This is a genomic window from Pseudomonas sp. MYb60 (genome assembly GCF_002979555.1).
In the GTDB taxonomy this organism is placed as follows: domain Bacteria; phylum Pseudomonadota; class Gammaproteobacteria; order Pseudomonadales; family Pseudomonadaceae; genus Aquipseudomonas.
In genome coordinates this window covers 125351-148146 of record NZ_PCOZ01000008.1, presented here as the reverse complement: position 1 = coordinate 148146, position 22796 = coordinate 125351, and the positions used below count along the sequence as shown (strand labels likewise).

At 57.9% G+C, this 22796-nt stretch carries 15 protein-coding genes; 7 read left to right on the top strand and 8 right to left on the bottom strand.

Going from position 1 to position 22796, the window contains the following annotated elements; translation table 11 throughout:
- Positions 1-190: 190 nt before the first annotated feature.
- Positions 191-4042, bottom strand: a complete 3852-nt coding sequence (locus tag CQ041_RS15710; RefSeq protein WP_105523350.1) for a bifunctional diguanylate cyclase/phosphodiesterase — start codon at positions 4040-4042, stop codon at positions 191-193.
- 283 nt (positions 4043-4325) lie between these two features.
- Here CQ041_RS15710 and ettA point away from each other — a divergent pair, with 283 nt between their 5' ends.
- Together ettA and gdhA are read left to right on the top strand one after the other, a co-directional pair.
- Positions 4326-5990, top strand: coding sequence for an energy-dependent translational throttle protein EttA (ettA, locus tag CQ041_RS15705; protein ID WP_105523349.1), 1665 nt, complete (start codon positions 4326-4328; stop codon positions 5988-5990).
- 282 nt (positions 5991-6272) lie between these two features.
- Positions 6273-7610, top strand: a complete 1338-nt coding sequence (gdhA, locus tag CQ041_RS15700) for an NADP-specific glutamate dehydrogenase (protein WP_105523348.1) — start codon at positions 6273-6275, stop codon at positions 7608-7610.
- Here gdhA and CQ041_RS15695 read toward each other — a convergent pair.
- From CQ041_RS15695 to CQ041_RS15680, 4 genes are all read right to left on the bottom strand, one after another.
- A complete protein-coding gene (locus CQ041_RS15695) occupies positions 7607-8095 on the bottom strand; it encodes a GreA/GreB family elongation factor (protein ID WP_105523347.1) in 489 nt (162 codons plus the stop codon). The genes gdhA and CQ041_RS15695 overlap by 4 nt on opposite strands.
- 70 nt (positions 8096-8165) lie before the next feature.
- A complete protein-coding gene (locus tag CQ041_RS15690; protein WP_105523346.1) occupies positions 8166-8522 on the bottom strand; it encodes a hypothetical protein in 357 nt (118 codons plus the stop codon).
- Positions 8523-8696: 174 nt separating this feature from the next.
- Positions 8697-10550: a DUF4105 domain-containing protein gene (locus CQ041_RS15685; RefSeq protein WP_105523345.1), complete on the bottom strand. Its 1854-nt coding sequence runs from the start codon at positions 10548-10550 to the stop codon at positions 8697-8699.
- A 90-nt stretch (positions 10551-10640) separates the two neighbouring features.
- Entirely contained in the window at positions 10641-11129 is a 489-nt protein-coding gene (locus CQ041_RS15680; protein ID WP_105523344.1) for a DUF3015 domain-containing protein, read from the bottom strand.
- Between the two features lie 268 nt (positions 11130-11397).
- Between CQ041_RS15680 and CQ041_RS15675 the strand changes: the two genes are divergently transcribed.
- Entirely contained in the window at positions 11398-13836 is a 2439-nt protein-coding gene (locus CQ041_RS15675; protein WP_105523343.1) for a Lon protease family protein, read from the top strand.
- A 259-nt stretch (positions 13837-14095) separates the two neighbouring features.
- Complete coding sequence (locus tag CQ041_RS15670; protein WP_105523342.1) at positions 14096-14425, top strand: hypothetical protein; 330 nt, start codon at positions 14096-14098, stop codon at positions 14423-14425.
- Between the two features lie 3 nt (positions 14426-14428).
- Here CQ041_RS15670 and CQ041_RS15665 read toward each other — a convergent pair whose 3' ends face one another.
- Positions 14429-16237, bottom strand: a complete 1809-nt coding sequence (locus CQ041_RS15665; RefSeq protein WP_105523341.1) for a hypothetical protein — start codon at positions 16235-16237, stop codon at positions 14429-14431.
- A gap of 162 nt (positions 16238-16399) precedes the next feature.
- Between CQ041_RS15665 and CQ041_RS15660 the strand changes: the two genes are divergently transcribed.
- Positions 16400-16888 (top strand): TIGR00645 family protein, encoded by a 489-nt coding sequence (locus tag CQ041_RS15660; protein ID WP_105523340.1) that lies wholly within the window; start codon positions 16400-16402, stop codon positions 16886-16888.
- A gap of 20 nt (positions 16889-16908) precedes the next feature.
- Here CQ041_RS15660 and CQ041_RS15655 read toward each other — a convergent pair whose 3' ends face one another.
- Both CQ041_RS15655 and CQ041_RS15645 read right to left on the bottom strand, forming a co-directional pair.
- On the bottom strand, positions 16909-17934 hold the full coding sequence (locus CQ041_RS15655; RefSeq protein ID WP_105523339.1) for a hypothetical protein: 1026 nt from the start codon (positions 17932-17934) through the stop codon (positions 16909-16911).
- A 2213-nt stretch (positions 17935-20147) separates the two neighbouring features.
- Positions 20148-20927, bottom strand: coding sequence for a hypothetical protein (locus tag CQ041_RS15645; protein ID WP_105523337.1), 780 nt, complete (start codon positions 20925-20927; stop codon positions 20148-20150).
- Between the two features lie 210 nt (positions 20928-21137).
- Here CQ041_RS15645 and CQ041_RS15640 point away from each other — a divergent pair, with 210 nt between their 5' ends.
- On the top strand, positions 21138-22487 hold the full coding sequence (locus tag CQ041_RS15640) for a hypothetical protein (protein WP_146116066.1): 1350 nt from the start codon (positions 21138-21140) through the stop codon (positions 22485-22487).
- A gap of 78 nt (positions 22488-22565) precedes the next feature.
- Positions 22566-22745: an AlpA family transcriptional regulator gene (locus CQ041_RS15635; RefSeq protein WP_105523335.1), complete on the top strand. Its 180-nt coding sequence runs from the start codon at positions 22566-22568 to the stop codon at positions 22743-22745.
- Positions 22746-22796: the final 51 nt, after the last annotated feature.

Below are 22796 nucleotides of genomic sequence, written 5' to 3'. Positions count from 1 at the left end.
GGTTTTAGATGGCATATGAAAGGACATCATGTCGCGGACAAGTGGGATTCACTTGGGGATGAGCGGTGCCTGTGCAGGCCTCATCGGGGGCAAGCACCCTCCCACATTCGACCGCATTTCAAAGATGGACCTCGGTCAAGTGTGTGAGGGGGCTTGACCCCGATGAGGCCAGTAGCCTCACCACAAACTGTCAGTCGAACATGAACAGCGCATCGTTGCTGAATTGCCCTTCAAACCGGTTTGCCGGCATCGGCCGCCCGAACAGGTAGCCCTGCACCTCGTCACACCCATGCTCACGCAGGAAGTCGAGTTGCTCATGGGTCTCCACACCTTCGGCGATCACCGCCAGGTTCAGGCTGTGGGCCATGGCGATAATGGCGCGGGCGATCTGCGCATCCTGCTCGCCAGACGGCAGGCCGTCGACGAAGGTGCGGTCGATCTTCAGCACGTCGATGGGGAATTGCTTGAGGTAGTTGAGCGACGAATAACCGGTGCCGAAGTCGTCTACCGCAATACTCAGGCCGAGGTTTTTCAGGCTGTCGAGGATGTGCATGGCCTCGTTGACCTCGCGCATCAGGATACTTTCGGTCAACTCCAGCTCCAGGCACGCCGGTGGCAGCCCGGTGTCCTTGAGGATGGTGGCGATGCGCGTGCCCAGTTGACCGTCGGAGAACTGCCGCGCGGAGATGTTCACCGAGACCTTCGGCACACGCACCTTGTTCTGGTGCCAGGTCTTGAGCTGGCGGCAGGCTTCGCTGATCACCCAGTCGCCCACATCTACCACCAGGCCCAACTCTTCGAGCACCGGGATAAAGTCCCCCGGCGGCACCAGGCCGCGACGCGGGTGGCGCCAGCGCAGCAGGGCTTCGGCGCCGGTCAGGCGTTTGCCGTCGCCGCTGAACTGCGGTTGGTAATAGAGCACGAATTCGTTCTGGTCGAGGGCGTGGCGCAGGTCGCTTTCCAGCTCCAGGCGTTCCAGGGCGCTGGCGTTCATGTCCGACTGGTAGAACTGGAAGTTGTTCTTGCCGCGCTCCTTGGCGTGGTACATCGCGGTGTCGGCGTTTTTCATCAACTGGCTCAGCTCGTTGCCGTCCTGCGGGCTCAAGGCGATGCCGATACTGGCGGTCACGAAAAACTCTCGACCCTCCAGTACAAACGGCTTCACCAGGCTGGCGAGGATCTGCTCGGCCACGTGGATCGCGCGGTTCAGCGCCATTTCGCGACTGACCCGCGGTTGCAGGAGCAAGGTGAATTCGTCGCCACCCATGCGCGCCACGGTGTCGTCTTCGGCCACGCACCCCAGCAGGCGCGTGGCCATTTCCTTGAGCATGCGGTCGCCTGCGGCGTGGCCCAGGGAGTCGTTGATCGGCTTGAAGCGGTCGAGGTCGAGGAACATCAGCACCACCCACGACTTCTGCCGCTCGGCCGCCTGCAACGCGGTGTGCAGGCGATCCTGGAACAGCGTGCGGTTGGGCAGGTGGGTCAGGGCGTCGTAATAGGCCAGGCGGTGGATGCGTTGCTCGCTGGCCTTGCGCTCGCTGATATCGCTGAAGAAACACACGTAGCTGGCCAGGTCGCCTTCGTCGTCGAGCACGGCAGTAATGCCGACCCAGGCCGGGTAGTGCTCGCCGTTGCGGCGCTTGAGCCACACTTCGCCTTCCCAAGTGCTGTGCTGGTTCAGCTGCTTGAGCACGTAACGCAGGTGGGCTTCCTGCTGTTCGTCGACGGTGAGCATGTTCGGCAGTTGGTCCAGCACATCGCTCACGGCATAGCCGCTGACCCGGCTGAACGCTTCGTTGGCCTGCACGATGTAGCCCGCCGGGTCGGTGATCAGGATCGCGGAGGTGGAGTGCTCGAAAACCGTGGCCGCCATACGCAGGTCTTTCTCGGCGCGGCGTTGCTGGCTGATGTCGCGGCCCACGCCAAGGATGCCTTCAAAGGCGCCGTGCTCGTCCCACACCAATACCAGGCGCAACTCGATCGGCACCTTGCGGCCGTCGGCACGCAAGCAGTCGAACAGGAACAGTTGGGTCTGCACTTCGTCACGCAGCCGGTTCAGCGCCTCGGCGTCCCCGAGTGCGCGGCTGACCTGTTCCACCAGGCTATAAATGCCGCTCAATTGCTGCGGATTGGCGATGATCGACTGCCATCCGTTCTTGAACACCCAGTCCACGTCATAGCCCAGTACCGCGTTGACCGACGGGCTGATGTAGTTGAGGGCCAGTTGGCTGTCGGTGGAGCAGATCACGTCACTGATGCTTTCAGCGAGCATGCGGTAGCGTTGTTCGCTGTCTCGCAGCGATTCGCTGGCTTCGATCTGGTCGGTGATGTCCTTGGCCACACCGATGATGCGTGTGACCTGGGCGGTCTTGTCCCGGGCCAGGGCCTGTTCGCGGATATCGAAGCAGCGCCATTGGTTGTTGCGGTGACGGAAGCGCAACTGGCACTGCAACTGGGTGCTGTAGCCCACCTGGCGCTGCTGCTGGCGCAGGTCGTGGTAGTGCTCGGCGTCTTCGGGGTGCAGGAGGATTTCCCAGAAATACTCACCCATTTGCTGCAGTTCGGCCTTGTTGTAGCCGAGGGTGTGGCCCAGGTGATGGTTGCTGAAGATCATGCGCTGGCTGATCACGTCCTGCACGTACAGGTGGTCGGGCACGGTGCGCACCACGTCCGACCAGAAACTCTCGCGCTCCACCAGCGACAGCTCGATCAGCTTGCGGCTGGTGATGTCGCTGATGCTGAGGATCACGGCCTTGAAATCGTCCTGCTGTTCCGGCAGGCGCATGACCAGCCACAGGTATTGCTCGTTGCCGCTGGCGTCCTTGTGCTGGATCTCCAGTTCAAGTTGGCTCTGTTTGGTGAGGACGGCGTCAAGCACCTGGTAGCCAATGGCCGTGGCGTTGCGCGGGTCGTCATTGATCAAGCGCTCCCAGGCTTCCTCGCAGGAGCCCACGTTCAAGAGGCGCACTGCGACCTGGTTGACTTCGGTGATGCGCAGCTCCTTGAGCAGTTGCTGGCGTTCCATCGGATTTTCCGGCAGCCAGGCGCGCAATTGTTCGCGGGTCTGCAGGTGGGCCTTGGCAAAAAAGCCGTTGAGGCCCGACAGGTCGAGCACGCACAAGGCCACGCCGGTGCCTTCGAAAATATCCTGGTAGCGCCGGCGGCCTTCATGCACCTGGCGCTGACGGCGGCGCATGTTCAGCAGCACGATCACCGGGATCAGCGAAAACGCCAGGCCCAGCAGGCATTTGCCGATAAACGCCGGCAGCAGTTCTTCCAGCACGGCGGTGCGGTCGAACAGCCCGCGCAGTTGCCAGTCGCTCTTGCTCAGGGGCGTGACCAGCACGCTTTTGTTCATTTCGTCGGGGGTGAGGGCGCTGGCCCATTGTGCCGGCATGCCGCTGTCGCGACTGACGACGCGGTGGTTGAGACGGTTTTCGATCGCCCACATGGGGCGCTGGCCCTGGCCGTCCTGGCGGGTGAGGTTGGCCAGGTAGCCGGGAGCCAGGCGCAGGGCCCAGTACATTTTCGAGCCGCCGCTGGGCTGGTGCAGCAACAGATAGATGAGGGTGCCGTCAGCGTTATTGCTCAGGTAATAGGACTGGGAGTGGCTGCGTTGCACCAGCTCTTCAAGCCATGCGGCGTCCTGGCTGTCGCTGGCGCTGTCACTGATGATCGCGCCGCTGGGGGCGAGCAGGGCGATGCTGCGCAGTTCCGGCATCGAGCGCTGCAGGGTGCGGATCAAGGCTTGCTGTTGTTCGGCGTCGCGCGGGGGTTCGACCATCGGCAGCAGGTTCAGGGCGATTTTCGCGCTCAGGGCCATGTTCAGGCTGATCTGCTCGGCGAGGTCTGCACTGTAGTCGATGGTGTATTGCTGCTGGTTTTTCTGGTTTTGTTGCAATTGGTCCAGCAGTTGCCAGAACAAAATCGCGAGCAGCATGAGGACAAGCGTCGCCAATGCGCCTTTGAGGGTGCCGTGCAGGGGCGCTCCCGGCGCTATATGAGCGGCGCGCAGGGGAGTGGGCGGCGTGACTTTGGACAAGCTGTGATCCTGCGGTTTGGCTGGACTGGCGTGCGACACGCACTATAAGCCGGACGCCGAAGGGCGGCTAGCATGCCTTGAGTTGTGGCAAAGTGCCAGCCCCGCCTGGCTGGACTGACCAACAGCATTCAGGTAGCTTTGCCGGTTACGCGGGGCGTTCCAGCTCCAGACATTCAGGCTTTTTCCCCACGCAGGCATTGATGAGAGTCAACGGCCCGCGCGGCGCATGGCCTGGCACGGGCTTCGCCCGCTCAATTCATCAGTCACTGACGCTAGGTTCACCATGGCTCAATACGTCTTCACCATGCATCGGCTGGGAAAAGTTGTTCCACCGAAGCGGGAAATCCTGAAAAACATTTCGCTGTCCTTTTTCCCCGGCGCCAAGATCGGCGTGCTCGGCCTCAACGGTTCGGGTAAGTCCACGCTGCTGAAAATCATGGCCGGCGTCGACACCGAGTTCGAAGGCGAAGCCCGCCCGATGCCGGAGCTGAACATCGGCTACCTGCCGCAAGAGCCGCAGCTGGATCCGTCCAAGACCGTGCGCGAAGTGGTTGAAGAAGCCGTCGCCGTGATCAAGAACGCCCAGGCGCGCCTGGACGAGGTCTACGCGGCCTACGCCGAACCGGATGCCGACTTCGACAAGCTGGCCGCCGAGCAGGCCAAACTCGAAGCCATCCTGCAGGCTGGCGACGGTCACAACCTGGAGCGCCAGCTGGAAGTTGCCGCCGACGCGCTGCGCCTGCCGGCGTGGGACGCCAAGGTCGAACACCTGTCCGGTGGCGAGAAGCGTCGTGTGGCCCTGTGCCGCTTGCTGCTGTCGGCCCCCGACATGCTGCTGCTCGACGAACCGACCAACCACTTGGACGCCGATTCCGTCGCCTGGCTGGAGCATTTCCTACACGACTTCCCGGGCACCGTGGTTGCGATCACGCACGACCGTTACTTCCTGGACAACGTGGCCGGCTGGATCCTCGAGCTCGACCGTGGCGCCGGTATCCCTTACGAGGGCAACTATTCCGGTTGGCTGGAAGCCAAGTCCGACCGTCTGGCCGCCGAATCCAAGCAGCAATCGGCCCACGAAAAAGCCATGAAGGAAGAGCTGGAGTGGGTGCGCAAAGGCGCCAAGGCCCGCCAGTCCAAATCCAAGGCACGTCTGCAACGCTTCGAAGAAATGCAGTCGCAGGAATTCCAGAAGCGTTCGGAAACTAACGAGATCTACATCCCGGCCGGTCCGCGCCTGGGTGACAAGGTCATCGAGTTCAAGAACGTTTCCAAAGGCTATGGCGACCGCGTGTTGATCGACAACCTGTCGTTTGCCATGCCAAAAGGCGCAATCGTCGGCGTTATCGGTGGTAACGGTGCGGGTAAATCCACCCTGTTCCGCATGCTGATGGGCAAGGAAACCCCGGACTCCGGCAGCATCGAGATCGGCGAAACCGTGCAGTTGGCGTGCGTGGACCAGAGCCGCGACGACCTTGACGGCAGCAAGACCGTGTTCCAGCAGATTTCCGACGGTTCCGACCAGATCCGCATCGGCAACTATGAAATCCCGTCGCGCACCTATGTGGGCCGTTTCAACTTCAAGGGCGGCGACCAGCAGAAGTTCGTCAAGGACCTGTCCGGTGGTGAGCGCGGTCGCTTGCACCTGGCCCTGACCTTGAAAGAGGGCGGCAACGTCCTGCTGCTCGACGAACCGTCCAACGACCTCGACGTAGAAACCCTGCGTTCCCTGGAAGAAGCCCTGCTGGACTTCCCGGGCGCTGCCATTGTGATCTCTCACGATCGGTGGTTCCTTGACCGTGTCGCGACCCACATCCTGGCATACGAAGACGACTCGCAAGCGGTGTTCTTCGAAGGCAACTACACCGAATACGAAGCGGACCGCAAGAAGCGTCTGGGTGATGCTGCCGCCCAGCCGCACCGTGTGCGTCACAAGAAACTCGCCTGATTCGGGTGGGTGGTGTGAAAGAGCGGAGCCTTCGGGCTCCGTTTTTTTTTGCGTGTTTTCAGGGCGACCTGATCGTCACCGAAGACGGTCTACACGTTGGTGCATGCACAGGGTAGGGATTCCCTTTTCAGGTGCACAAAACCCCTGCTTTTTCGGTTTATTTATATCCAATGCACCATTTAAATTCACAAAGGCGACATTTTGCCCTGTCGCAGTGCGAAACGAATTGATAAAGTCCGGCTCAATCTCCGTTAAAAACTAAAAATCTGCCGAGACTTTTCCATGATCGAATCCGTCGAATCCTTCCTCGCTCGCCTCAAGAAACGCGACCCGGACCAGCCTGAATTCCACCAGGCTGTAGAAGAAGTCCTCCGCAGTCTGTGGCCGTTTCTGGAAGCCAATCCTCACTACCTGAACTCGGGGATTCTGGAGCGCATCTGTGAGCCGGAGCGTGCAATCACCTTCCGGGTGTCGTGGGTGGACGATCATGGCAAGGTCCAGGTCAATCGCGGCTTCCGCATCCAGATGAACAGCGCTATCGGCCCGTACAAGGGCGGCTTGCGTTTCCACCCGTCGGTGAACCTGGGCGTGTTGAAATTCCTCGCGTTCGAGCAGACCTTCAAGAACTCCCTGACGTCGTTGCCCATGGGCGGCGGCAAAGGCGGCTCGGATTTCGACCCCAAGGGCAAGAGCGACGCCGAGGTCATGCGCTTCTGCCAAGCCTTCATGAGCGAGCTCTACCGCCACATCGGCGCCGACGTGGACGTGCCGGCCGGTGATATCGGCGTGGGTGCCCGGGAAATCGGCTTTATGTTCGGCCAGTACAAGCGCCTGAGCAACCAGTTCACCTCCGTACTGACCGGCAAGGGCATGACCTACGGCGGCAGCCTCATCCGCCCGGAAGCCACCGGTTTCGGTTGCGTCTACTTTGCTGAAGAAATGCTCAAGCGTGGCGGCCAGCGGGTTGAAGGCAAGCGCGTAGCGGTGTCGGGTTCCGGCAACGTGGCGCAATACGCGGCGCGCAAGGTCATGGACCTGGGCGGCAAGGTGATCTCGCTGTCCGACTCCGAAGGCACCCTGTATGCCGAAAGCGGCTTGACCGAAGCGCAATGGGCGGCCCTGCTGGAGCTGAAAAACGTACAACGCGGCCGCATTAGCGAACTGGCCGAGCGTTTTGGCCTGGAGTTTCGCAAGGGCAAGACGCCGTGGGAGCTGGCCTGCGATATCGCGCTGCCATGCGCCACCCAGAACGAACTCGATGCCGATGCCGCCCGCACGCTGCTGCGCAACGGCTGTGTCTGTGTGGCCGAAGGCGCCAACATGCCGACCACCCTTGAGGCGGTGGATATCTTTATCGAGGCGGGTATCTTGTTCGCGCCGGGCAAGGCGTCCAATGCCGGCGGCGTGGCCGTGAGTGGCCTGGAAATGTCGCAGAACGCGATGCGCCTGCTGTGGACCGCCGGCGAAGTGGACAGCAAACTGCACAACATCATGCAGTCCATCCACCATGCCTGCGTGCACTACGGCGAAGAAAACGGCCGGATCAACTATGTGAAGGGCGCGAACATCGCCGGTTTCGTCAAGGTTGCCGACGCGATGCTGGCTCAAGGCATCGTTTAAACTTCAGGCTCGATGCGCAGCACCTCGATCAACTGATCGCCGGCGGGGCGTTTCCACAGCACCTCGTCACCCACCTGGGCGCCCAACAATGCGCGACCCAGCGGCGACGCCCAGTTGATCAGGCCCGCGCCGGCATCGGCCTGGTCTTCGCCCACCAGTTGAATGCGCTGCTGTTCATCCTGCTCATTGGCGAAGGTCACCCAGCTGCCGATCTGCACCTTGTCGGCGGACAAGGCCGGCGCCACCACCTGGGCGCTCTGCACCCGTTGATTGAAGTAGCGCAGGTCGCGCTCAATATCGGCCTGGCGCTGTTTATCGTCTCCGGCGGATGCGAGGCCATATGCCTGCTGCAACTGCGCAACCTTGGCCTGCAACTGCGCCAGCCCTTGGGCGGTGACCCGGTTGGGCTGCTCACTGACCTGACGCTCCACCGGCTGATCAGCCTGGGCGGCGGCGTTGTCCTCATTCACAAATGCTCGACTCATGACGTTCTCCCTCAATAGAGTTAGGGCCCTGTTCGCCGCGCATTAGTTTCGGTGGATATCTGAAAGCGAGCTACTGCGAACGATAGGCCCTGGCGGCATCGCGGGTTTTCTCCTGCTGCCAGTCGCGCTCGCGGTCATCCCAGTGGTTGTCCTTATAGTCACGCAACTCTTCGTTCTCACGCATGGCCTTGCATTGGCGAAAGCCATCCTCCCAGCCTTCGGCGTACTGCCGGTCTTTCAGATACCGCGGGACGTTCTTGCGAAACTCGCCGGTAATCACCCCCGCCGCCTGACGACCGCTGCTGCAGCCGTCATCAAAGCCATCGGCAAAGGCCGGAGGGTAGCCCTTGGCCAATAAATCCTGATGAGTGGATTGGCAACCCGCCAGCCACAACGCCGCATACAGCATTAACGCATACCGCCACATGGCGTACTCCCTGGCCGTTTCACGGCTGATGGGGAGAGTCTAGAAGGGGATTTGTCTGGGAGGTGTGAAAGGGAGGTGAGAAAGGTGTTGGGCGGCGATGAGTGTCTGGATACACGCAGACCCAATGTGGGAGGGGCAAGCCCCTCCCACCTGTTGATCCCGGCCAGGCTTTGGTCAGTAGTGATACCACTTCACTTCAAGCATCACTTCATTCACCGGCGTCGACAGGTGGCTGTACTCACGCTGGGCACTCAGGCGCAAGCCCAGGTTGCGCGACAGCTCCCATTGCTGGTTCAGGCTGATGCTGCGGCGCACTTCGCCATTGGTGAAGAAGTCGCCCTTGGCTTCCAGGCTCAGGTTGCCCAGCGGGTTTTTCCACAGCACGCCGGTGTTGAAGCCGGCAGCGGGGGAGATGGCTTCGCTGAAGTCGTTGTTGTGTTCCACGCGCACGGTGCCAAGGGCGAAGCCGAGCATGTCGTCGCGCAGTTGCCAGGTGCCGCCGGCGCCGCCGTTGACGTGGGCGACGAGGGTTTCATCGTCGTGTTTGCCCGGTACGCGTTCAAGGCCACCGGTGACTTGCCACGACCACGGCTGCAGCAATGCATTACGCGGGGTCAGGGAGCGGATGGTCGCCAGGTCCAGTTGCTGCAGTTGCCACTGGTTGCCTTCGTACTGGCGCAATTTCATTTGCAGGATTTCGATCTGCGCGCCGAGGGGGAAACCTTCGGCGTTGTCGTTAAGGTCGTGGTAGGCCATGCGCAGGCCGTACTCGCCAAACGCCTTGTCGCCACGGGTGCCGATGCCGGCTTGCCAGGTGCGTGATTCATGGCCGTTTTCCGGCAGGCCGGGCGGTGTGATCTTGAGGTCGGGCGCAGGGTTCTGGTTGATTGCACGCAGCAGTTCGAAGCTGCGTTGGGAGCGGGCAGTGTCGCGCTCCAGGCCATTGGCGCGGTAGCGGCCGAGGCGGTAGGCCGCGTCGATGATCAGGGCCTGGCGCTCGCGGGGCAGGGCTTTGAAGGCCGGCTCCTGCAATTGCTTCTGGTCGTCGCTGACCTTGAGTACCCACTGTTGTTCGTCACTGTCCAGGGGCTTGGCGCGTTCCAGCAACTCGCGTTCACGGGATGGCCTGTAGTCGATCTTCTCCACCAGGCCCGCGTCTTTCACCGCCTTGACGGTGTCGGTGGGAATGGCGGTCAGCGGGAACTGTTCGGTCAGGCGCAAGCCGGGACGCGCCACCTGGAGCAATTCCAGCAGGCGGTAGGAGCAGTTTTCGTCGAAGAAGAAATAGTCGAACTGGATCTGCTTGAGTTCCCACACGTGCTCGACCATGCGCTCGGTCTCGACCTGCGTGAGGTTGAGGCGGTATTCCCACAGGTCGCGGTTTTCGAGGCTGCGGTATTCCGAGAGCTTCTCCTGATAAGGCACCAGCGCAAACAGGCCGGGGTACCCGCCCATCAAACCTTTCCAGGCGTAGAGGATGCTGTTGTCCGAGCCCTCGATGTAGGCGCCGAAGTTGATCGCGTAGCTGAGCAGTGCGGTGTTGTTGCTTTGCACGTCGGCCTGATCGATGCGCAGCAGGGTGTGGCCGAACATCGACGACGGGCTGTTGAGGTAGGCCGCCGGGAAGATCATCACCGCGCTGTGGGGGGCGACGTCCTTGAACCATTGCTTGAATTCGGTGCAGTCCACAGCCGGCAGGTCAGTGAGGTGCAACTGATCCTTGAGCCAGCGGGTACGTGCGGGGTAGACGCATTGGGCGTGTTTCTCGCCAAGGCTGGCGTTCGCATAGAGGGCGTCAACGGTGGCCTTGAGTTCGGCATCCGGATGGTGAGCGCCTTCGGGTGCGAGGAAGAACTTCTGGTCGCTGACGTAACTGCGCCAGCCACTGATCTTGCCGGCTTCGTAATGGCCCAGGGACAGCCAGAACGGATCATTGGCCAATTGCTGCAAACGTTGATCATCAAGGTGCGGGGCCGCGTACAGCGGGGCGCAGGCGAAGAGTGCCATCCAGGCAAAGCGTTTGAGCATAGGGGCAACTTAAGTCGGAAAAAGTGAGACCCAAAGGGGAGGCGGGTCCAAAAAAAGAGCCCGCGCCTTGAGGGCGCGGGCGGGTCGAGCTTAAGCCTGGGTGACGTATTTCGCCAGACGGGCATCGCTTTTCAGTACAGCCACGGTGTTGTTGTGTACGTCGTCAGCGGTCACGTCAGCTTTGCTGAAGATCTGCTGGAAGTGTTCGTGGGTCACGGCCGCGAAGTGATCGCGATCTTCCGGAGCCACACCCAGTACCACCGCGTAGGTGGTCAGTGCTTCGCCATTACCCTTGGCCATGTCTTCGGAGAGCTCGTTCATCATGCCGTTCATGGCAATCCAGGACTTGCCGCCGTAAGTCAGGGCGCTGTTGGTGCTGCAACCGTTGGTGCCCGAGGTCATGCCGAAGGTGGCGTTGCCCGAAGTACCGTTGGTAGTGGAAGCCAGGAAGTGAGCCGGAGTACCGCGCTGGCCTTCGAACAACATGTTGCCCCAACCGCAGTTCGGGCCACCTGGTGCTTCTGCCATTGCATTGAGGGAGACGACGGTGAAGAGAGTACCGAGAAGGATCCGTTTCATAGCTTTGTTCTCTTTGTGTGCAAACCAATGGACAAGGGTTCAGGCGCATCGCAGCGCCCTGAGGGATCGGTTATTAGTCCAACCCGCGCAGTTTGGAGTTTAGGCACGTTCTCGGGGTTCCGTGTTTTTTTATAAAACAATCAGTGTTACCGCGATTTTTTTGTAGGACCTGTTGCGCGCTCGCGCTTTCCCCATTTCGCGCCTTGCCATTGCGCGCAAGGGGGAGCCAGAATGCCGACATCTGCCCCGCCTGATGTAAGGAAGCCCGATGCCTGATCCTGTAGCTGCCAGCTTGCGTCTAGCGCCCGAAGCGCTGACTCGCCCTTTCTCCGCTGAACAGTTCAGCTTCTCGACCACCAATGATTTGGAGCCCTTTCGCGGTGTGCTTGGCCAGGAACGCGCAGTAGAAGCGTTGCAGTTCGGGGTGGCGATGCCACGTCCCGGTTACAACGTGTTTGTCATGGGCGAGCCGGGTACCGGCCGCTTTTCGTTCGTCAAACGCTACCTGAAAGCTGAAGGCAAACGTCTGCAGACCCCGGCGGACTGGGTCTATGTGAACAATTTCGATGACCCGCGTGAGCCCCGTGCCCTGGAATTGCCAGGCGGTGCTGCGGCGGCGTTCATTGCCGATATCAATGGGTTGGTCGATAACTTGGTGGCCACCTTTCCGGCGGTCTTCGAGCACCCGACGTATCAACAGCGCAAAAGCGCCATCGACCGCGCTTTCAACCAGCGCTACGACAAGGCCCTGGACGTGATCGAACGCCTGGCCCTGGAAAAGGACGTGGCGCTGTACCGCGACAGTACCAACATCGCCTTTACCCCGATGCTCGACGGCAAGGCGCTGGACGAGGCTGAGTTCTCGCAGCTGCCGGAAGCCGATCGCGAACGCTTCCATACGGACATTTCCGAGCTGGAAGAACGCCTCAACGAAGAACTGGCCAGCCTGCCGCAGTGGAAGCGCGAGTCCAACAACCAACTGCGTCAGTTCAACGAAGAAACCATCACCCTGGCCCTGCAGCCTTTGCTCGCACCGCTGTCGGAAAAGTACGCCGAGAACGCCGCCGTGTGCGGTTACCTGCAAGCCATGCAGGTGTACTTGCTCAAGACCGTGGTCGAGCAGTTGGTGGACGACGCCAAGACCGACGCCCAGGCGCGCAAGCTGCTTGAGGAGCAGTACTGCCCGAGCCTGGTGGTGGGCCATGCGGTCAACGGTGGCGCACCGGTGGTGTTCGAACCGCACCCGACCTACGACAATCTGTTCGGCCGTATCGAATACAGCACCGACCAAGGCGCGCTCTACACCACTTATCGCCAGTTGCGCCCGGGTGCCTTGCACCGCGCCAATGGCGGCTTCCTGATCCTGGAAGCCGAAAAAATGCTCGGCGAGCCGTTCGTGTGGGACGCTCTCAAGCGTTCCCTGCAATCGCGCAAGCTGAAGATGGAATCACCTTTGGGCGAGCTGGGCCGCCTGGCCACCGTGACCCTCAACCCGCAGATGATCCCGTTGCAGGTCAAGGTGATCATCATCGGTTCGCGCCAGCTGTACTACGCGTTGCAGGACGCCGATCCGGACTTCCAGGAGATGTTCCGCGTGCTGGTGGACTTCGACGAAGACATCCCGATGGTGGACGAGAGCCTGGAGCAGTTCGCCCAGTTGCTCAAGACCCGTACTTCGGAAGAAGGCATGGCGCCGCTGACCTCGGATGCGGTGGCGCGGTTGGCCACGTACAGCGCACGGTTGGCGGAGCACCAGGGGCGCTTGTCGGCGCGTATTGGTGACTTGTTCCAGCTGGTCAGCGAGGCGGATTTCATCCGTCACCTGGCAGGCGACGAGATGACCGACGCCGGGCACATCGAGCGCGCGCTCAAGGCCAAGGCCACGCGCACCGGGCGCGTGTCGGCGCGGATTCTCGACGACATGCTCGCCGGGGTCATTCTGATCGACACCGCCGGTGCGGCGGTGGGCAAGTGCAACGGCCTGACGGTGCTGGAAGTCGGGGACTCGGCCTTCGGCGTGCCGGCGCGGATTTCTGCCACGGTGTACCCGGGCGGCAGCGGCATTGTCGACATCGAACGTGAGGTCAACCTCGGCCAGCCGATCCACTCCAAGGGCGTGATGATTCTGACCGGTTACCTAGGCAGCCGTTATGCCCAGGAATTCCCGTTGGCGATCTCGGCCAGTATCGCGCTGGAACAGTCCTACGGTTACGTGGACGGCGACAGCGCGTCGCTGGGCGAGGCGTGCACCTTGATCTCGGCCCTGTCGAAGACGCCGCTCAAGCAGTGCTTTGCAATCACCGGCTCGATCAACCAGTTTGGTGAAGTGCAGGCGGTGGGTGGGGTCAACGAGAAGATCGAAGGTTTCTTCCGCCTCTGCGAAGCCCGCGGTTTGACCGGCGAGCAAGGGGCAATCATTCCCCAGGCCAACGTCGCCACGCTGATGCTCGACGAGAAAGTGCTGCAGGCCGTGCGCGCCGGGCAGTTCCACGTTTACGCTGTGCGCCAGGCAGACGAAGCGCTGAGCCTGCTGGTGGGCGAAGACGCCGGTGAGCCGGACGCGGAAGGGCAGTTCCGGGAAGGTACGGTCAATGCGCGGGTGGTCGAGCGGTTGCGCGCGATTGCCGAGATGATCAGCGAGGAGGACCTCAAGGAAGCGGAGAAGGAGTTGGCGCAGCAGGCGCTGGCCGAAGCCAAGCCCACCTGATTCCCATCACGTTGCGGTCAGTGTGGGAAGGGAGCAAGCCCCCTTCCTGCATCAGCCCAGCGCTGAGGTTTGATGTGTTGGGATGCATGTCATGAAATTGACTGAGGGTTGAGAGGCCAACGCCCGTTGGTCTCTACAACCTTGGTTTGTCGCGGTTTTCTTCTATTCTCTGCTCAAGGGATATCCATACCAGTCGCTGGATAGAAACAGCCTACGCCCCGAGCGGAGGTTGAACGCCGATCTACCGAGGGTCGCCGCCATGTCGCGCAACCTCTGCCTCACCCGCCAGTGCTTTGGCCTGGTCACCCGTATCGAATGCTCCATTCGGCCTCTCGCCGGGGATAACGGGATGTGGACCTTGTTGTTTGCCGCCGGCATGACCGGTGAACAGCCCTCCACCATCAAGTCCCAGGGGCCGTTCCCTGGGCCTTTCGTGGCACAAACCATTCTGGAATCCATCGTCGACAGCCTGACCCTGCACGGGTATGAACTGGCGGGCGACCCGCAGATCTGGTGCCTGCACATGCAGGCCCATCTGCGTCAGCTCAACGGCGGGCGAGGCCAAAGTGTCAGTGACACCCACCACTGACGGTTATTTGGCCTCGGGCTTGTCCAGTTTGACCTCGAAACCGTATTGCACGGTACTCAGGTCGGTGCGTTGGTAGCTTTCCAGAGCGCTCGGCTGTCCGTAAAAATAATGCACATCAAACATCGCCGTGCCATATTCCTCGGCCCGGTGACTCACACCCAGAATCTCCTTGAGATACTTGCCGCTGGCGTCCTTGGCGAAGAAGCGCCAGCTGTCGGCGGGGAATGCCTGCTGGTCGACGATCAGCGCGTTGTCCTTGAGCGACAAGCCCTTGGGCAGCTTGGCCACGTCGATCTCACCTTTATCGATAGTCGCCAGGAACAGCGGGATCGACCCCACCACGAAGGCCGGGGTTTCCGGAAACAGGTTGAGGTCGTAGGTGAGAGTACCGCGCGTCGGGTTCAGCTCAAACGCCTCGGTGGGCAACTCGATGGGCTCGCCGCGTTCACCCTTGTCGTTGGCGGTGAAGAAGGTCACGGGAGATTCGCTGCTGTTGCGCTCGCTGCCGACGAGGTCGTCGTTGAAGGTGAAGGGGTGGTCGAACAGGATATGCGCCGCGCTGGCGTCTTCGACGGACTGGCTGAGGGTGACGCTGTTTTTCAGTTGATCCTCGGTCAATGTCGCGCCCTTGAGCCAGTTGGCGGCGCTGTCGTCGTACACGGTGACTGGCATTGGCAGGGCCTGCACGGTCTGTTGCAGGCTGTTCTTGTCGAAGCGCAGCACCGGTAAGTCAAGGTCCTTGCGGGTCAGTGAGGCTGTGGAAAAGTCCAGCACGTTGACCTGCAGCGTGTCGATCATCCCATTGAAATACACCTTGGCGTAATGGCTGGCCTGTTGGTGCTCGAAGGCTTTCTGTTGGTCGGAGAGCTTCTTTTCGAACGCCTCGGACCAGGCGTCCTGCTTTTGCATCTCGGCCAGTTGTTTCTCGTAGAACGCCACTTGCGCCGTGCTTTCATTGATCGACCCGGCACGCGTGAGAAATTGCCCGGTGCTGTCGCGGGCCTGCAACAGCAGCGGATTGGGGGCGTCGTCACCGACCTCCGGGGCCAGGGGCGCGGTGTTGGTCAGCTCGATCTCGGCGTAGTTTTTTTCCAGGAGCAGCAGGTGGACGGTGATATTGCCTTCGGTGCGTTTATGGCCCACGTCCTGTTTCGATAAATCAAAGGTCAGCACGTTGCCCGGCGCGATCACTTCCACCGCGCCCTTGAGGCTGACGGGCTGGGGCTGGCTTTTGTTTTCCGTTTCGATGCCGTCGAAGAACGGGTAGGTCACCGTCAGGTCATCGGGGTTGGTCAGGTTGGAACTGCTGGGGCTGAGCTGGATACCGGGATCGGTTTCCGACCATTCCGGCTGGAAGGGCACCACTTTGTTGTTGCTCAGGGTGACTGACTGCCATTCCACGCCGTGGGGAAACGGGAAGGTGTCGAATGGAAAAACCGGCTGCAAATCGGTGAGGTAGTCGGAGTGCGAGGTCTTGCGCAGCACGAACAGGCCATTGATGTAGGTGTCCACCAGCGCCTGGGGCGTGGGGTAGTGCTTGATCAGGGCGACATTGTCTTCGCCATACTCGGCTTCGATGGGCTTGGTGGCGAGCTTGAACCGTGCCCGTTCGAGCAACAGCAGCGAACCGCCAAGGTCGGCGATGGCATCGCGAAGTTTTGGATCCCGGATGCTGTCGAGGGATTGTTCGAACGTGTCGGCTTTCTCTTCGAGGGAGGCCTGCTTCTGCTCATCGCCGGGGGAGCAACCACCCACCAGCAGCAACACCGCGCACAGGCCAATGCTGGCCACAGTGGATCGCATTTCCATCATCTGAGTTTTCCTGTCCGACGTCATCGAGCCGTGTGTATGGGCTCGACACTATCAGAAAAATTCTCTTACAGATGCTGCCCGGGTCAGTTTTGTCGTGGTGACAGGTGACTTGTAGCGGCTGGTATACTCGCCGCCATTTCTAGCCAAGCTGTGTGAGATCCCATGGAACGCTTTATCGAAAATACTATGTACGCTTCACGCTGGCTGTTGGCGCCAATCTACCTGGGCCTGTCCCTGGGCCTGCTGATCCTGGCGCTGAAGTTCTTCCAGGAAATCATCCACGTGATTCCCAACATCTTCACCATGCTGGAAGCAGAAGTGATCCTGCTGCTGCTGTCGCTGATCGACATGGCACTGGTGGGCGGTTTGCTGGTGATGGTGATGATTTCGGGCTACGAGAACTTCGTCTCGCAGCTGGATATCGATGAAAACAAAGAAAAGCTCAACTGGCTCGGCACCATGGACTCTTCATCGCTGAAGATGAAAGTGGCCGCCTCCATCGTGGCGATCTCGTCGATCCACTTGCTGCGCATTTTCATGGATGCCAAGAACGTCGATCCCGATCACTTGATGTGGTACGTGATTATCCACATGACCTTTGTGGTTTCGGCGTTTGCGATGGGTTACCTCGACAAGCTGACCAAACACTGATGCCCTGCGCCTGATCACCTTCACGGTGCCTTCAGGCTCGGCAGCGCCGCTTTGCCCTCGGCCGTCAACACGGGCTCCAACTGCTCCCAGGTAAAGCTCAGCTCGTTATCGCAACCGTCGCCCTGGGCGGGCGTTGATAGCTGCATGCCTTGGGTGTTGAAGCTCAGGTCAAACGACGAATAGCTGGTCACGGCCGGGCAGCCTTCATCGACGCTGGTCTGCTTGGCCAGCCAAGCGCTGAACGTGGCGGGCAACTTGACTTGCCCCGCGTAGGGATTGTCCCATTCCTGCTGGCCACCGAGCCAGGTCCACGGATCAACGCTTTGGCCAGTCTGCAGGTTCCAACTGTGCAGGCCCCAGCTGATCCCGCCACGACCGTAGCCCGCCGTCCACTGATAGAAGCGCACCGTAATCCACTGCGACGACCAGTAAAACGGCTCCACCGAAATCTCGCTGGTGGTGGTGCCGCCACTCTGGTCCAGCGCATTGCGACGCTCGCGGTAGAAGTCGGCCTGGCCTTGCGTGCCGACGGCCATGCGCGCGAGGTCACGGTTGATCATGTCGATGCCAGGCGCGTTGCCTTCGAGTCTCAGGCTGACGTGCCCGCCCTGGGTTTTCACCTGATAGGCATGCGCGTTGAAGGTTCTTTTCTCGACAGTGACTGGCGGTGCAGCGGCTTCAAGAGCGTTGTTATAGGCATCGCTGGCACAACTGTCCGTGTCCACCCGTTTCAGGCTAAGCGCCAGATTTTTCCCACCCAAGGCTTTGCTCCAGATACCCGTCAGCGTATCGCCTTGCGGTTCGTCCAACTGCCAAAACCCGGTGTGCCCTTCCTCCGCCCACGGCTCGCTGGTGTTGGCCTGCGTCAACTGAATGGGAGTGAGAAAGCGTTGGTAGTAATAACTGCCATTCGCACCGTGGGCACCGTTGAAACAGACTGTGATGGCGGACTTGCCCAGCGTGCCCGTCCACACACCGGCCAGCTCGGAGGCAGATGAAAGCAAGGGGAGACAGGCGAGGGTGAGGGCTGCGAGGGGCTTGAGCACGGGTATCGGACTTCCGGGTGTCTGATAGAAGGGGGCGCGCAATGTGATGTGTCCACGCGCTGGAGTTTCTAAGGCGCAGGGTAGTGAAAGGCTGAGCCGCTGGAAAGCGTCTCGACCTTTTTTGTTAGCGGGTGGTTTGGGTGAGCGTTAGCACCCGTTCGACCAGCAGGGTTTCGGGGGAGATGTCAGGGGCGATGGTAAAGAGGGGAGTTGAGGGCGGATTAGGGGTGATTTTTTCATGGCTGAAACTCCTTGATTGATGGCGTCGCCACACATCGCTGCTAAACGTATAGCGTGGCGACTGTGCGCGGGTTAGCAGACCAGGAATCACGGAGCCCGGCGCCACACGAAAGTGCCCCACGCCCAGCCACCATCATACGAACCAGCAGATGCTTGAAGCGTCGCTCGAACGGAGGGTGGCTCTGCAAGCCTTGAGAGTAAACGCGCTGCTAAACCCGTTCGCTGATTTTGTAGCGACTGGGGAAGGCTATCTGTGTAGGAGGCGTTGCACCCGTTCACCGATGGCGCGACATCTTGAGGGAAAATTCCGAAAGCCCTTGGGCGGGGCTTTTCCAAACGCTAGAAACAGCAAAACCCGCACTAGGCGGGTTTTGCTGATGCTTTGAATTGGTGGGCCGGGGTAATTTGAACAGGTGTCATAATTTGTTGATTTTAAAGCAAAAAAACAAATTGATATTCTTTGTGGAATACTATTTGGAATACCGCTCTTAAGGACATTGATAACCCAGGGCGGCTGTGAAAGGTGACTTAGGCGCGGCCCCACCGACAAGCTCCTCTCAGCTAACAGCTGTTTCTTTTCCACAGGGCTCGAACACCGGCGAGGTCCGTTGAACAAATTTTAACCTGAGCCTTGGGGAAGGTTGTCAGCGCCACCTCCAGTCCAGAGGTCGGCTCCCCAGGTCAGTACCGGGTGTCTGCGAATCAGTTGTTCAGAATCGCTGTGCGCAGTAGTGCGATTTTAAGTACGCCTTAATTGATAGTGCTGAGGCACTTAGGCTTGTGAATTACATATCGAAGTGGATCTTCATCTAACAGTAATGATGAGTCGTTCACGCTCTAGAATACAGCGCTCAAACTGCCAGATACAGATGATCTAGAAACTTTGAAGTATTGCGAAGCATTGGTTTTTCAAGGACGCTCCTCATGCGGTAGGTACGATCTTACTTAGCACACCTACGAATAGCTTTTCGCAGTTGCCGGGCTGGTCACTTCGATACTCAAAAAATACTCTTCAAGCCTGCAGAGTCCAAGAAGGATTTAGTCCTCATTTACCGTTATCTGGAATTGTTCCTGCCGGTACAAGCGACCAAGGGTGGGTACCCCACTAGACCTAACCAGCCTGTATGAAAAGCAGGTTCGGAAATTATGATCGAAACTCAGTTGTACATGATTCTTATGGTGAATAATATATAAATTGCCCTTGAGTTCATGGAGCTCATCCGCAAGTGGATCGCATAAGTAGCCCCGTACTGAAGGAGTTTCCTGCAGCAGCATCTGAAGTTGGCGCAAATCGACGCACCGATGAACTTGACTACCTATTCCAGGGCAGTAGGGTTAAGGCAGAAATGCTGCCCCTTCATGGGTATCAAGTTGTAATCAATGGTCAGCCTTAGGAGTGGCGTCTGGAGGTGCTGGGTGACGTAATAAATCTTGGCCTTAGTGTATCCCAGTTCTCCGAGTCCTATCGTCAGGAGTGGGGTGCTGGCTAGCACGATAGACTGTTGAAAATGGCCAACATGATTTCGATATTTTTCCGAAAAACTAAACGCTCACCGGTGTACTACAGACGGAAGTTCGAGAGCGGGGAGTTGAACTGTTCCTATCCTCACGATCAGCACTATGGGACCTGTCTGAACTACCAGCCTTTCACTTTTCCTCGTGCCTTAGATCAAATACCAAATCTCGCCATGATCCTGGTATTTTGAAGGTTGCTATGATCTAAATCTCCGCAGTACTTCGTTTAACTTTCGCGCCATGGACTGCTTCATTTTGAGTGCAAAATTGTTAGCTCGGCTAGTTGTCCGGTTGCTGTTTAATGCTTTTCAGGTTTGCTTCTAGTATGTAATCATGCATCTGCATCTATAGTTCTATCTCTTGCAGCTTTATATAGCCATTCCTGGAGTTGGATTCATAATGATCGCGAAGTTATTCAGGTTGCTATGGAGGTTGTGATATTTCTCTGAAAGGGGATTTTATATTTTTTCTGAATGATCTTCTGGTTTGGTGTGGGGCGGCTGATGAGATGTCGTCGCGGATTCTTGTTGGCGTTTTTTTGTTAATTCAGGTATTGAGGAGATGATGTCTATAATCTCTTCATCACTCTTGTCCTTGTCCTTGTCCTTGTCCTTGTCCTTGTCCTGTATCTGGCTCTGGATTTTTGGTTTTATTAGTTTTCTATATTTTCTTATGTCTTCGGCGTCAAAAATGGAGTTTGTGCTTAGTAATGTTGTTTTTCTTATATTAAAAAGTTCTTCTATTTTTTCTTTTGGTGGGGTTGGAAGTGTGTGATGGTCAGGCGCCAAGGTTTCAATCTGAAGTTTTAGTTTGCAAATTTCGGTTAGGGTTTCGCTTAGTTTTGAAGCGAGTATGGATGCTGCGTTCCGCTCATTTCTTAGACTTTTAAGGTTGTCCTCGTTCAGAGTCCTTGCTTGACTCTTGTATTGCTCTTTTAGTTCGAATTCGCTCTGAATTAACCATTCCAGGGTTTCAGTAATAGTGGCTTTTCTTGATGATGCCAAGCTTTTCAGCTTTCGCTTTGCTAGAAGTGAAATTATAAAATTGTTCGCTTGTCGCCCGTCTTTGCTTTCTCGGAGTTTTTTCTGGCGCCAAGCACCTTTCATGTTCTTTAGAAGCTCTCGTTTTTCGCTATTCTCAGGCCAGTTCTCAGACCATCTTACAAGTTCGTCGTAGGTGGTTTGTTTGGATATGTCTGCCCCCTTACCATTCAAGTATCGAATGGCCCATTGCTGCATGTCTGGGTTGTTCCTTTCAATCCATTCAAGTCTTTTTTTTGGCTTTTCCAAGGCATTCCCCGCTAATGAGTTTATTACAGTAAAAGTTATTTTTATATAGGTCGTTACGGAGTGACGTTACGGAGTAGCATACGCTTCTCTGATTGTGCTTGAAATAGGGTGTTTTTCTGCGATTTAATGGCTGCTTTTCTAGAGGGGTGGAGGGTAGTGGTGCACTGCGTTCTGTTGGGTCTTGGATTGGCTGGGATTAGCCCAGAAGCGAAGTTTGTCCTCGTAAGGCTCGTGCAGCTGTACGGGGTGGGCGAGTCGATCACGATCGGGGTTAAGGAGTTAGCCAAGGTTTCAGGTGCCACGGATCGTGTGGTATCTAGCGCTCTGTCTGAATTAGTGGCGGAAGATCTTTTGATCTGCACCCCTATCTTCATCGGGCGGGGACGTCCTAAGAGCGAGTATCGAGCTTCGAGTAAGTTAGCCAGATTGCTGGAAAACTGGAACGAAACGTCTAATGTGATAAATCGATCGAGAATCGATCATTTGCTGCATGCTGCGGAAGAGCGTAAGGGCAGTCTTAGTGTTTGTAATCGATTGCTACTATCCACCCTGCTTCTTTACGCCGATCAATTTGGGATTGTACGAGAAGTCGGAGTATCCAAGCTATCCAAGGTAACCGGCCTAAATCGAGAGAGAATAAAGGCACAGGTTCACAAGCTTATCGCTTTGAGGGTAATGAGAGGGGTGATTCCTGGGGTTACAATGTCTGTTGTATTGGGTGTTTCAAAGTCGGTTTATTTTATTGATTTTAATCATGAAGTTTTCCCAGAAGGCAGTTCGGGAACGGTTGTGCTGACTGCCATTTCGAACGCCAGTGTGGGTGTCGGGGAGTGTAATGAGGTCGGAGCTCTCATTGAGTCGGCTAAAATAGGTAAGTGGCTTAGGTTTGAGAGGTACAAGAAATTTTTTGGAATGCTGCCGGATAGCGATCGATTTAATGCTTTGGCAAGATTGTTTTCTTCTTTCGCCAAGAATGGCGAATCCCCAAGAGTGCTCCAAGTTAGATTGGAGGAATACGCGTCGATGCTGCTGTCCAAGCATTGGAAAGCTTTTGAGGTAGGTGAGTTTAGGTCTGATGATGAATTGCTGATGCGTATTAAGAAGGGTTTCAGTCAGGGGGTGGGGTCAGGGCAAGATCCGGAAATTGACAACCTGCTAGGTGAGCTGTTTTTTGAGTTCATTTATGAAATTGTTGTTCTGATGGCTCGTCGCGTCCAAGGTGTGATATTAAGTGCTAAGGGATTTCCGTACGAAATTGCTGGGCTGCAGATTCTGCCGAGTTTTGACCTCGGTGGATATTTTGGTCTGTTCTCTTTTGGTCGGTCGTTGTTAATTGTTCCCCATCAAGAGTTTCTAGCGGGGGAGTGTTATGTCATGAATAGGAACATCCATGGCGAGCCTGTGTGTGAGAGATTTTCTGACGAGGTGGAACTCTCCGAAGAAGATCGTTATCGTTTTGGTCTGCTTACTAAGGTTCATACTCCAACACGCTATCGATATCGAGGGTAAGACATTAGGAAGATTGGTGGTGGGCAGTAAAACTTTATCGGCTTCCCAGATCCTGTGTACGGATTTGAGGAGTTGGTCATGCGCATACTACGAATGAAAATGGTTGTTGAGATAACAGGTCTGGCCCGGTCGACGGTGTATAAGTACATTGCTGAAGGGATATTCCCTAAGCCCATTACGCTGGGTGGGCGAAGTGTCGGATGGGTAGAGTCTGAAGTTTTTGCGTGGATTCAGGCTAGGTTAGCAGAACGCAATTAGGGTTGACTAGCATGCTTGCGATATCTGGTCTTGCTTTTTAGATTTCATTTG

Excerpts from the sequence above, each read along its gene's own strand:
- ettA (WP_105523349.1), top strand. The coding sequence starts at position 4,326 with ATGGCTCAATACGTCTTCACCATGCATCGGCTGGGAAAAGTTGTTCCA.
- gdhA (WP_105523348.1), top strand. The coding sequence starts at position 6,273 with ATGATCGAATCCGTCGAATCCTTCCTCGCTCGCCTCAAGAAACGCGAC.
- CQ041_RS15695 (WP_105523347.1), bottom strand. The coding sequence starts at position 8,095 with ATGAGTCGAGCATTTGTGAATGAGGACAACGCCGCCGCCCAGGCTGAT.
- CQ041_RS15690 (WP_105523346.1), bottom strand. The coding sequence starts at position 8,522 with ATGTGGCGGTATGCGTTAATGCTGTATGCGGCGTTGTGGCTGGCGGGT.
- CQ041_RS15685 (WP_105523345.1), bottom strand. The coding sequence starts at position 10,550 with ATGCTCAAACGCTTTGCCTGGATGGCACTCTTCGCCTGCGCCCCGCTG.
- CQ041_RS15680 (WP_105523344.1), bottom strand. The coding sequence starts at position 11,129 with ATGAAACGGATCCTTCTCGGTACTCTCTTCACCGTCGTCTCCCTCAAT.
- CQ041_RS15675 (WP_105523343.1), top strand. The coding sequence starts at position 11,398 with ATGCCTGATCCTGTAGCTGCCAGCTTGCGTCTAGCGCCCGAAGCGCTG.
- CQ041_RS15670 (WP_105523342.1), top strand. The coding sequence starts at position 14,096 with ATGTCGCGCAACCTCTGCCTCACCCGCCAGTGCTTTGGCCTGGTCACC.
- CQ041_RS15665 (WP_105523341.1), bottom strand. The coding sequence starts at position 16,237 with ATGATGGAAATGCGATCCACTGTGGCCAGCATTGGCCTGTGCGCGGTG.
- CQ041_RS15660 (WP_105523340.1), top strand. The coding sequence starts at position 16,400 with ATGGAACGCTTTATCGAAAATACTATGTACGCTTCACGCTGGCTGTTG.
- CQ041_RS15645 (WP_105523337.1), bottom strand. The coding sequence starts at position 20,927 with ATGCAGCAATGGGCCATTCGATACTTGAATGGTAAGGGGGCAGACATA.
- CQ041_RS15635 (WP_105523335.1), top strand. The coding sequence starts at position 22,566 with ATGCGCATACTACGAATGAAAATGGTTGTTGAGATAACAGGTCTGGCC.